Source organism: Vibrio cholerae ATCC 14035 (assembly GCF_000621645.1).
Taxonomy (GTDB): Bacteria; Pseudomonadota; Gammaproteobacteria; order Enterobacterales; family Vibrionaceae; genus Vibrio; species Vibrio cholerae.
The window spans coordinates 12,712-24,220 of record NZ_JHXR01000009.1; the positions used below are offsets into that span (position 1 = coordinate 12,712).

At 41.7% G+C, this 11,509-nt stretch carries 6 protein-coding genes; 5 read left to right on the forward strand and 1 reads right to left on the reverse strand.

Annotation, left to right across the window (positions count from 1 at the left end):
• Positions 1–77: 77 nt before the first annotated feature.
• Positions 78–1,232, forward strand: a complete 1,155-nt coding sequence (locus T411_RS0106175; protein WP_001056548.1) for an N-acetylneuraminate epimerase — start codon at positions 78–80, stop codon at positions 1,230–1,232.
• A 14-nt stretch (positions 1,233–1,246) separates the two neighbouring features.
• Positions 1,247–2,317 carry a YjhT family mutarotase gene (locus T411_RS0106180; RefSeq protein WP_001008007.1) on the forward strand — a complete coding sequence of 357 codons (1,071 nt, stop codon included), beginning with the start codon at positions 1,247–1,249 and terminating at the stop codon, positions 2,315–2,317.
• A gap of 64 nt (positions 2,318–2,381) precedes the next feature.
• Here the strand turns inward: T411_RS0106180 and T411_RS0106185 are convergent, their stop codons facing one another.
• Positions 2,382–3,242, reverse strand: coding sequence for a helix-turn-helix transcriptional regulator (locus T411_RS0106185; RefSeq protein ID WP_001277248.1), 861 nt, complete (start codon positions 3,240–3,242; stop codon positions 2,382–2,384).
• 72 nt (positions 3,243–3,314) lie between these two features.
• Between T411_RS0106185 and T411_RS0106190 the strand changes: the two genes are divergently transcribed.
• The 3 genes from T411_RS0106190 (at position 3,315) to T411_RS0106200 (ending at position 11,499) form a co-directional block, all read left to right on the forward strand.
• Positions 3,315–6,932, forward strand: coding sequence for a hypothetical protein (locus tag T411_RS0106190; RefSeq protein WP_001912531.1), 3,618 nt, complete (start codon positions 3,315–3,317; stop codon positions 6,930–6,932).
• Entirely contained in the window at positions 6,914–8,977 is a 2,064-nt protein-coding gene (locus T411_RS0106195; RefSeq protein WP_000258536.1) for a hypothetical protein, read from the forward strand. Before T411_RS0106190 ends, T411_RS0106195 begins: the two co-directional genes overlap by 19 nt.
• Before the next feature lie 140 nt (positions 8,978–9,117).
• Positions 9,118–11,499 (forward strand): type I restriction-modification system subunit M, encoded by a 2,382-nt coding sequence (locus tag T411_RS0106200; protein ID WP_000350101.1) that lies wholly within the window; start codon positions 9,118–9,120, stop codon positions 11,497–11,499.
• The last annotated feature ends 10 nt before the right edge of the window (positions 11,500–11,509 follow it).

Sequence of the window (11,509 nt, forward strand, 5' to 3'; positions counted from 1 at the left end):
CAAAACAAGGTGTTAATGTTCAGTTTCTCATTGAACACCTGACAAAAGTATGGATAGCAATTAATAAGGACAAATTAATGAATATGAAAACTCTATTGACTTACGCTACGTTACTTTCTGTGACAGCATTTAGTCATGTGGTCTATGCCGATAATCAATGGCCTGATTTACCTACTGGATTTAAAGATGGGGTTGGTGCACAAGTTGGTTCAAAAGTGTATGTAGGACTTGGATCTCTGGGGAAAAGCTTTTATGTACTTGATTTGAATGCATTATCGAAAGGATGGCAAAAGATTGCTGATTTTACCGGTGCTGAACGAAGTGGAGCGACGGCATCTGTAATAGGAAATTATATTTATCTCTTTGGTGGCTCCGGCAAAGCAGAACCGTCTGATCCATCGCCTATTTTGTTTGATTCGGTATATCGCTACGACACCAAGAAAGATTCATGGGAGAAAATGAATACGACCTCGCCTGTAGGACTTCTTGGTGCTTCTTCTTATTCTCCGGACAATAGACAGATCCTCTTTTTTGGTGGTTATAACAAAGCCTATTTTGATCGCTATCTGCGAGATATATCGACCACTGACAAGCAAGTAAATCCTGAAGTATGGCAACGTATTGTTGATGATTATATGGGAATGACGCCTACGGATTATAAATGGAACCGAAACGTGATCAGTTATTTGCCTGAAAAACAAGAGTGGCGTGATTTAGGCGTGTCTACGTATCTCCCTAATTGTGGTAGCGCAACCGTTATTGAAGGGAACAAAGTAACTCTCATCAGTGGTGAGATAAAACCGGGTTTACGCACCGCTGAAGTTAAGCAATATGAATTTGGAATGGATCAACCGTGGAAAAGTTTGTTGCCCTTACCTGCACCCCAAACGAGCAATATCCAAGAGGGTGTTGCAGGTGCATTTTCTGGGAAGACAAATGGAGTTGTAGTTGTTGCTGGTGGAGCGAATTTCCATGGTGCGAAACAAGCATTTGAAAACGGAAAAATGTTCGCACATGAAGGGCTGCCTAAGGCGTTTAATTCCGAAATTTATGTAGAAAAAGAGGGCATTTGGTCAACGGTAAATTCGCTTCCTGAGGGCTTGGCATATGGGGCTTCATTTACTACATCAGAGGGTGTTTTAATTGTTGGTGGAGAAAAAAGTGGTAAAGAAATGAGTCATAAGGTTTATATGTTGGCTTGGAATGGCTCTACTGTTGAAGTGATAGACTAATTAAGGAGAGCATTATGGCAATCTCATTTCAATTACTCCCTGAGCTTCCAGTAGGAGTTAAACACGGAGTGGGTGGAATAATAGGTCAAAAATTGTATGCAGGGCTTGGTAGTTCTGGAAATGCATTTTTTGTTTTAGACCTAAAAGATATGAATAGTGGTTGGAAGTCGGCTGCTGACTTTCCTGGAATTGCTCGAAATGATGCTGCCTATACAGTCTGTGGTAACAAGCTTTATGTTTTTTCAGGTGCAGGGATAGAGGGCAATAACAGCTTTCCAACAGTTTTAATGGATGGTTATGTATTTGATAGTCAAATCAATCAATGGAAACGATTAGAGAGAACACTTCCTACCGGATTTCTTGGTGCATCTTGTTGTAGTCTATCACCGACGGAGATCATTTTTTTCGGAGGGTATGATAAGGATACTTTTAATAACTTCCTTTCTGAAATCTCAAAAATTGATGTAACAAAAGAGCCTAATAAATATAAAGAGCTTATTACTATATTCATGTCTCAGCCAATCGATAACTATAATTGGAATAAAAATGTTTGGTCATTTACACCATGCAATGAACACTGGTCAGTTGTTGGTGAAAACCCATTTAAGCCTAATTGTGGTTCTGGAATAATTCATAAAAACAACGTTGTAACTTTGATTGAAGGCGAAGTAAAGCCTGGTCTGAGAAGCTTAGAAACTAAGCGCTACTTGTTTAAAGAAGGAAAACTGGAATATTCTGATAGTAGTGCCTCTATTATTGATATATGTAAAAATCATGAAGGACTAGCTGGGCATTTTTTCGGTGAAATTGACAATAAGATAATTGTTATTGGTGGGGCATATTTTATTGGTAGTCAAGACGCATTTATAAAAGGAAACTTATATGCCCATAATGGCCTCATTAAACACTTTAGTTCGAATGTTTGGATTTTTGATGGTAAATCCTGGGAGAATAAATGCCAATTAGATGCTGCAGGTATTGCCTATGGCGTTTCCGCTTCAAACGGAAAAGCTATGTATGTTTTAGGGGGAGAAAACTCTAATGGTGATGCAATGACAAGATGCTTATCATTATTAATGGATTAATTTTTTATAGTTATGCGCTTCGTCATTAACAATGGGAATGAATGTATTAAATGTTTCAATGAACCTACTCCAAAACGTAGGATATAAGCTCATCCCGATTCCCCAGCACAATCTGTTGTCCTTGAGGATTAGATTTTTGTACATGGATATCAATGTTATAGGTATCAAGCACATAGCGAACGAGTGACGCGTTGGTGGCAATTCGCAAAACGCCGTCACTCATCGCATAATCTTTTTCTATCACCGCGCGTTGTTTTTCATTTAGGCGAAGATCGGGGATGAGTTCTACGTTCACTTTGGTATTCCAAAGTACATCGTCACGTTTACCGTGTATCGCATTATTGTTGATGTCAGGAATACCTTGTATGCGGCTTAAGACAAAATCACGATAGCCACCAGCCTGTTCACAATAAGCGCGAACGTGCCAGCGTAATGGTGTGCAAACAAGAGTATGCGGGGAAATAATGCGCTCAGATTGCTCACCATCTTTTAGCGATGTGTAGCAAATATCGACACGTTTTTTCTCTCGTATCGCCTGCACCAAAGGACGTAATACTTGTGGCGAAATGTTGCGTGTTACTGGGCGAACCATAGTGGAATGTTCAAAGCCCATATCGAGCTCATTAAAAGTGACCGTCATATCCTCACTACGCGAAAGAATATGCAAGTATTCATCGGCATGGCCGGAGGTGAGTTTAGGGCTAAAGCTATCACTGGGCTTATAGCCTTTGAGGTGCTTATCGTAAACCAAGTTGCCAGGTGCAATATCCGCAAGATAAGTATTGATGTCTTTAGAAGCTTGTTGACGCCCGATACCAAAGCTCTGGATCAGATGGTTGGTGGTCAAACGCCCTTCCCATAAAGCAATAATCTCAATCATTCGGTATCGAAACAGCAGATCCCATCGAATTGGCCATGCACTCATTGTTAGATTCCTGTCTAGTTATTCGACATGTTCATGTATTCAGTATTTACCTGTCGCTATTGGCGTTACATTATGGTCCGATTAATAAAACATCAACAACTGCTGGGGGAATATTGTATGAATGTATCGATAGAAGAGTTTACTCATTTTGATTTTCAGCTTGTTCCCGAGCCTTCGCCGCTTGATCTGGTAATTACAGAGTCGCTCAAAAATCACATTGAAGTAAATGGCGTTAAATCTGGTGCTTTGCTCCCATTACCATTTCAGACTGGAATCGGGAAAACTTACACGGCACTAAATTTCTTACTCCAGCAGATGTTAGAGCAAGTACGAAGCGAGCTGAAAGAAGAAAATACCGGCAAAAAATCCAAACGCTTGCTGTATTACGTTACTGATTCAGTAGATAACGTGGTAAGCGCGAAAGCAGACTTGTTGAAGTTAATTGAAAAGCAGACAGTCAAGGGTGAGCCTCGCTTCACTTTAGAACAACAAGAGTACCTTAAAGCGCAAATAGTACACCTTCCCAACCAGTCAGAGCAGCTATTGCAATGTTCTGATGCGGTATTGAATGACGTGTTAATCGGATTTAACTTGAACGCTGAGCGTGATGTTCAAGCAGAGTGGAGTGCCATATCAGGTCTAAGACGTCATGCGAGTAACCCTGAAGTTAAAATCTCTTTAAATAGGCAAGCGGGTTACTTCTACCGTAATTTAATAGACCGTTTGCAAAAGAAACAAAAAGGGGCCGATAGAGTATTGTTGAGCGGTTCGTTGCTAGCATCCGTTGAAACACTATTGCCGGGTGAAAAAATTCGTAATGGAAGTGCTCATGTTGCTTTTTTAACGACAAGTAAGTTTCTGAAAGGCTTCCACAATACTCGTTCGCGTTACAGTCCATTGCGCGATCTAAGTGGTGCTGTACTTATAATTGATGAAATTGACAAGCAGAATCAGGTCATCCTTTCTGAGTTGTGTAAGCAACAAGCGCAGGACTTAATTTGGGCAATCAGAACTTTAAGAGCAAACTTTCGAGACCATCAACTTGAGAGCTCGCCTCGCTACGACAAAATTGAAGATCTATTTGAACCGCTCCGTGAGCGACTTGAAGAGTTTGGCACCAATTGGAATCTAGCGTTCGCATTTAATACGGAAGGTGCTAACTTGAATGAGCGGCCTGTTCGGTTGTTTTCGGATAGAAGCTTCACGCATGTAAGTAGTGCCACTCATAAGCTGTCATTAAAGTCAGATTTTTTGAGACGGAAAAATCTCATATTCAGCGATGAGAAAGTAGAAGGCTCTCTCATCGAAAAACACGGCCTTTTAACCCGCTTTGTCAATGAAGCAGATGTTATATATCAGTGGTTTCTTGGCACAATGCGTAAAGCCGTGTTTCAGTACTGGGAGAACGTTCGTGGCTTAGAAATCGAAGTACGCGAAAATAGAAGTCTAGAAGGAACGTTTCAAGAAGCTGTTCAATCCCTGCTTACTCACTTCAACTTACAAGAATTTGAGTCTGCAGTTTACGAGTCTTTCGATACGCGGGGGTTACGGCAATCTGCAGGTGGTAAAGCGAACAAGTTAAGTTCTAGCAAGAGTTACCATCATACAGGGCTAAAACTTGTAGAGGTGGCTCATAATCAGGGGACTCGCGATACCGTAAATTGTAAAGCGTCATTCCTAAATACTTCACCATCGGGTGTTTTAGCGGATATGGTTGATGCAGGTGCCGTTATTCTCGGCATAAGTGCAACAGCGAGAGCAGACACCGTAATACATAACTTTGATTTTAAATACTTGAATGAGCGTTTGGGTAACAAGCTTCTATCTTTGTCGAGAGAGCAAAAACAGCGGGTAAATAATTATTACCATAGTAGACGCAACTATAAAGATAACGGCGTAGTTTTGACAGTCAAATATCTCAATAGCCGAGATGCGTTTCTTGATGCTTTGTTGGAGGAATATAAGCCGGAAGCTCGATCAAGTCACTTTATCCTAAATCACTATCTCGGTATTGCGGAATCAGAGCAGGCATTTGTTCGTAGTTGGTTGTCTAAGCTCTTAGCTAGCATTAAAGCGTTTATCTCATCCCCTGATAATCGTTATATGCTGTCGTTGTTAAACCGCACCCTAGATACAACACGTCAGAACATTAACGATTTCATTCAGTTCTGCTGTGATAAATGGGCAAAAGAATTTAATGTTAAAACCAAGACATTTTTTGGTGTGAATGCTGATTGGATGAGATTAGTTGGCTACGATGAAATTTCCAAGCACCTAAATACTGAGCTAGGAAAAGTCGTTGTATTTAGCACATACGCTTCAATGGGAGCAGGCAAAAACCCTGATTATGCAGTTAATTTAGCTTTGGAAGGTGAAAGCTTAATATCTGTTGCCGATGTCACTTATAGCACGCAGTTGCGAAGCGATATAGACAGTATTTATCTTGAAAAGCCTACTCAGCTACTCCTGTCAGATGATTACTCGCATACTGCCAACCAGCTTTGTCAATTCCACCAAATTTTATCTTTGCAAGAGAACGGCGAGTTGTCACCGAAAAGCGCTGAAAACTGGTGTCGCCAGCAACTTATGGGTATGAGCAGAGAGCGTTCTTTACAGCAATACCACCAAACAAGTGACTACCAAAGTGCAGTAAGGAAATACATTGAGCAAGCGGTAGGAAGAGCAGGAAGAACGTCCCTGAAACGAAAACAAATTCTCTTGTTTGTTGATTCTGGTTTGAAAGAAATTCTGGCGGAAGAGAGTCGAGACCCAAGTTTGTTTTCGCACAAATATGTTGCTTTGGTTAATAAAGCGAAATCAGCTGGTAAGTCTATTGTTGAGGACCGAGCTGTTCGACGTTTATTCAATCTTGCTCAAAGAAACAATAAAGACGGTATGCTATCAATCAAAGCCCTAGTTCATCGTCTACATAATCAACCAGCATCTAAGAGTGATATTCAAGAGTGGCAAGACATTAGAACTCAGTTGCTCCGATATCCGACGGTGGCCTTTCAACCGGAGCGATTCAATCGATTGTACTTACAGTCTATGACAAAAGGGTATTACCGTTATCAAGGTAATTTAGATGGTGATCCGAATAGCTTCGAGTTCTTTGATAGGGTGCCTTATGGCGACATGGTGTCAGAGGAAGATTGCAGCCTAGCGACGTTAGTACAGAACCAATATGTGAGGCCGTGGTTTGAACGCAAAGGCTTTGCCTGTTCGTGGCAAAAAGAAGCGAATGTGATGACGCCAATTATGTTTACCAACATTTATAAGGGAGCCTTGGGCGAGCAAGCGGTAGAGGCAGTGCTAACAGCATTCGATTTTACCTTTGAAGAAGTTCCAAATTCTATTTACGAGCGATTTGACAATAGAGTCATATTTGCAGGGATTGAGCAACCGATCTGGCTAGACAGCAAATACTGGAAGCATGAAGGTAATGAAAGCAGCGAAGGCTACAGTTCGAAAATTGCATTGGTAGAAGAAGAGTTTGGACCTTCGAAGTTTATTTATGTGAATGCGTTAGGGGATACTTCAAAACCCATTAGATACTTGAACTCGTGCTTCGTAGAAACCTCACCACAGTTAGCTAAAGTTATTGAGATTCCGGCACTAATTGATGATAGCAATGCCGACACCAACCGAACAGCAGTACAGGAGTTGATAAAATGGTTACACCACAGCTAGAACCTTCCTCGCAGGGGCCCTTATCAACCTTAATTGAACAAATATCAATTGATACTGATTGGGTTGATAGAAGCTTCGCGATTTACTGTGTCAGTTATAAAGGCATAGACTTCTCAGAACGACCTAAGCGTTTGGTGACATTGGCGTCTGAAACCTATAAATCAGGAAGTGTCTATTGCTTAGTCAAAGGTGCCAATAAAGAAGCGTGTTATTGGGTGTTGTTACCAAAGGATTCAAAGTTAGATCTCAAAGATACGTCTTTGGCCATTAAACCAAGTAGTGCTGCCGAGCTACCTACATGGCAGTTGGCTCGTTTATTGATTAAAGCGATACCCAAAGTATTGAGTGGCACAATGCCTGAGATAAAGCGCTTTGAAAGTGAAGGTTTGTATTATTTAGTCAAAAGCAAAAAGTTACCGAAAGATCACTCTGGCTATGAATTAACGACCGTCGAAATCGACTTAGCTCCATGTGCAGCACTTGGATTCAAACAAACACTTTCAATGGGCACTAAAACATTTTCTCCCTTGTCTTGGTTTACGCTAGAGAACGGAGAAGTACAAAAAAAGGCAAGGTTTGCTACACGTTATCAACTTGACGATGTTGGGAAGTTGGTCAGTAAATCCATAAAGGGCGACTACATCAAGAAGCCGCTTTACTCTAATGCGAAGAATCGAATTCAGGCAATTGATATCACCAAAGAATCTTATAGCGGTTTTCAATTATCTAAGGTCGGTATTCTTGAACAGTTTATGCAAGATCTTAAGCAAGCTTATGGTGATTCAGTATCCGTGAAGTTGCAGCGGATTCCCGGGGAAAAGCACAGATTTGTTTCAGATACGATTGTCAAAAATCACTATGTAGGGCTGTTTGATGCGTTGAAAGAGCATCGTTTGGTGATCTGTGATTTAACCGAAAACCAAGACACAGACGCTGCATTAACCTTGCTTCATGGTATCGAGCATCTAGATATAAATGCAGAAATAGCTGAAGTTCCGATTCGTGGGGCATTGAATATCCTAATTGTTGGTAATAAAGACACCTACAAGTCAGATGAAGAAGACCCGTATCAGGTTTATCGCAAGAAGTACCAAGATACGGTTTTCCAGTCGTGTTACCCAGAGCGCTTATGGAACCGTCAAGGCCAGCCAAACCGCCATGTGGTGGAAGTGCTGTTAAAAGAACTACTTATCAAGCTAGAAGTCCATACAAGAAAACATTTGATTGAGTACCCAAGTGGGCCTGAAAGATGTGTGTATTACATGCCTCAGCGACCAAAAGACGAGTCTTCAGAGGTTCGAGACGAGCCGTGGCCAGTGTATGCGTCTAAGTTAGTTGGCGATGAATGGCAATATACACAAGCGACCCAAGAGGAGCTTGAAGATATTGAACTCGATTTAGGTAATGATAAAAGGCATGTATTTCATGGGTTTGAACGTTCTCCTGTTATTTATTGGCCGGAGACGGGGGACTATGCCATTTTCATTGACACTGGCATTCAAATGCTTCCGGAATTTGAAGCGGTTGCAGAGCGATTGCGTGAACTCAAAGAAGGGCGATCACAAGATGTCCCGATTGCATTGTTGGCTCAGTTCATTGAAGAAAACCCAGAGAGTAAAGTAATAAACAAACTGAGAGCGATATTGTCAGAGTGGGATGATGTAGCACCTCTACCGTTTGATGAGTTTTCTACAATCGCGTACAAAAGCAGTGATGAAAAACAATTCTATGATTGGCTGCGTGAACAAGGATTCTTTTTAAAAACATCGATAAGAGGGCAAAGTGAGGGATTCTTTAATGCATCTTTAGGATTCTTCTATAACCGAGAGCAGGGGATGTACTTTGCTGGTGGTAAAGGCAGCCCACAAAGTAAAATCGAGACCTTTAGCCATTTATACCTGATAAAACATTCGTTTGATGCACTACCTGAAGAGGTAGAAAACTTGTTTGACGTTTATCACTTAAGGCATCGCTTACCAACCGTAACGCCTTATCCATTTAAGCATCTACGTGAGTATGTTGAGATGCAGCGTTTTAGATCTTGATAGCAGACTAAACCACGGTGCTAGTAACGAGCAGAAACGCATGTTTTATTCGCTACTAGTGCCAAAAGTCAGTAAAATTCTGCCCAATCATCCCTATTATTGTTTGAATTTCAAGCAACTATTGCTTTAAGAAGAAAATTATGGACCACTCAGTACATAACAAACTCGTTTCATTTATTTGGTCGATTGCCGACGACTGTCTTCGTGATGTCTATGTTCGTGGTAAATACCGCGACGTTATCTTGCCTATGGTGGTGCTACGCCGTCTGGATACGCTTTTGGAGCCATCAAAAGAAGCAGTACTGGAAGAAGTCAGATTCCAAAAAGAAGAGATGAATGAAATTGAGCTTGATGACGCACCATTATGCGCTACATCAGGTTATGTGTTCTACAACACGTCCAAGTGGACTCTGCAAACGCTATTCAGTACAGCGACTAACAACCAACAGATTCTGCTGGCTAACTTCGAAGATTACCTCAACGGTTTTAGCGAAAACGTAAAAGAGATTGTTGAGTGTTTTAACCTGAAAGCCCAAATCCGTCACATGGCAGGGAAAGACGTTCTGCTAGATGTGGTTGAGAAATTCGTCTCGCCGTACATCAACTTAACGCCAGCGGTTAAAGAAGATCCTGAGGGTAACAAACTACCAGCACTCAGCAACCTTGGTATGGGCTATGTATTTGAAGAATTGATTCGTAAGTTCAACGAAGAGAACAACGAAGAGGCGGGGGAGCACTTTACTCCGCGTGAAGTGATCGAGCTGATGACGCACCTTGTTTTCGATCCAATCAAAGATAACTTGCCACTTTCTATCACAGTGTATGACCCAGCATGTGGTAGTGGCGGTATGCTGACAGAAACGCAAAACTTTGTTGAAGAGAAATACCCAGCATCAAACCGTGATATCTACCTTTACGGTAAAGAGATCAACGATGAGACTTACGCTATCTGTAAGTCAGATATGATGATCAAAGGTAACAACCCAGAAAACATCCGTGTAGGTTCAACCCTTTCCACTGACGAATTCTCATCTAATCGCTTCGATTTCATGCTCTCTAACCCGCCTTATGGTAAGAGCTGGGCGAGTGAGCAAAAGCACATCAAAGAAGGCAAAGAAGTCGTTGATGGTCGCTTTAAAGTGAAGTTAAAAGATTACTGGGGTGTAGAGAGCGAGCAAGAAGCGATACCACGCTCAAGTGATGGCCAGTTACTGTTCCTGATGGAAATGGTCACCAAAATGAAGTCGCCGCAAGACAGCCCATTGGGTTCACGCATTGCGTCCGTTCACAATGGTTCAAGCTTGTTTACCGGTGATGCGGGTAGTGGTGAAAGTAATATTCGTCGTTTCATCATAGAAAATGACATGCTGGATGCGATTGTTCAGTTGCCAAACAACCTGTTCTACAACACGGGTATTACCACGTACATCTGGCTGCTCAATAACAACAAACCTGAAAATCGCCAAGGCAAAGTGCAGCTGATTGATGCTAGCTTACTGTTCCGTAAGTTGCGTAAGAACTTGGGTAATAAAAACTGCGAATTTTCGCCAGAGCACATTGCGGAAATTGTCTCGACCTATCTTGAGAATCAATCTGTTGAACGTGCTATTGATGAGAAAGGCGATCCGGTCGGTATTGCCGCGCAAGTATTCAAGAACCAAGATTTTGGTTACTACAAAGTCAATATTGAGCGCCCAGATCGCCGAAATGCCCAATTCCGCGCTGACTTAATTGAGCCGTTACGTTTTGAAAACTCACAGCGTGAAGTCATGGAGTACTTGTACGCCGAATATGGCGAGCAAGTCTATGACGCAGGTTTTGTTAAAGGGATTGAAAAAGAGATCACCAAGTGGTGTGAAGAAAATGATATCAGCCTAAACAAAGCGGCAAAAACCAAGTTGCTGGATACGAAAAACTGGATTAAACAACGCACACTGGTGAATGTAGCGAGTCAATTACACAAAAAGATCGGTGACGAAGTTTACAACGACTTTAACCAGTTCAAACAATTAGTAGATGCAGAACTTACATCACTCGGCCTTAAGCTTTCAGCACCAGAAAAGAAAGCCATCTTGGATGCGGTAAGCTGGTATGACGAAAATGCAGAAAAAGTCATCAAGAAAGTCGCCAAGCTAAAGCAAGATAAGTTAGACGAACTGCTAGAAAACTACGAATGTGAACTGCAAGATTTGCCAGATTTCGGGTACTACCCAACGGGCAACCACAACGAGTTCGTGACTTATGAATCAAGTTCAGACTTGCGTGATAGCGAATCCGTTCCACTTGAGCAAAGCATTTACCAATACTTCCTTGATGAAGTAAAGCCGCATGTAGATGAAGCTTGGATAAATCTTGAATCAGTCAAGATTGGTTATGAGATCAGCTTTAACAAGTACTTCTATCGCCATAAGCCACTGCGCTCAATGGATGAGGTCGCTGGTGACATTATTGCGCTTGAACAAAAAGCGGAAGGCTTAATTGCTGACATTTTGGGCATCTCTGTGGCTAAGGTTCAGGGGTAAGCTGATGAGC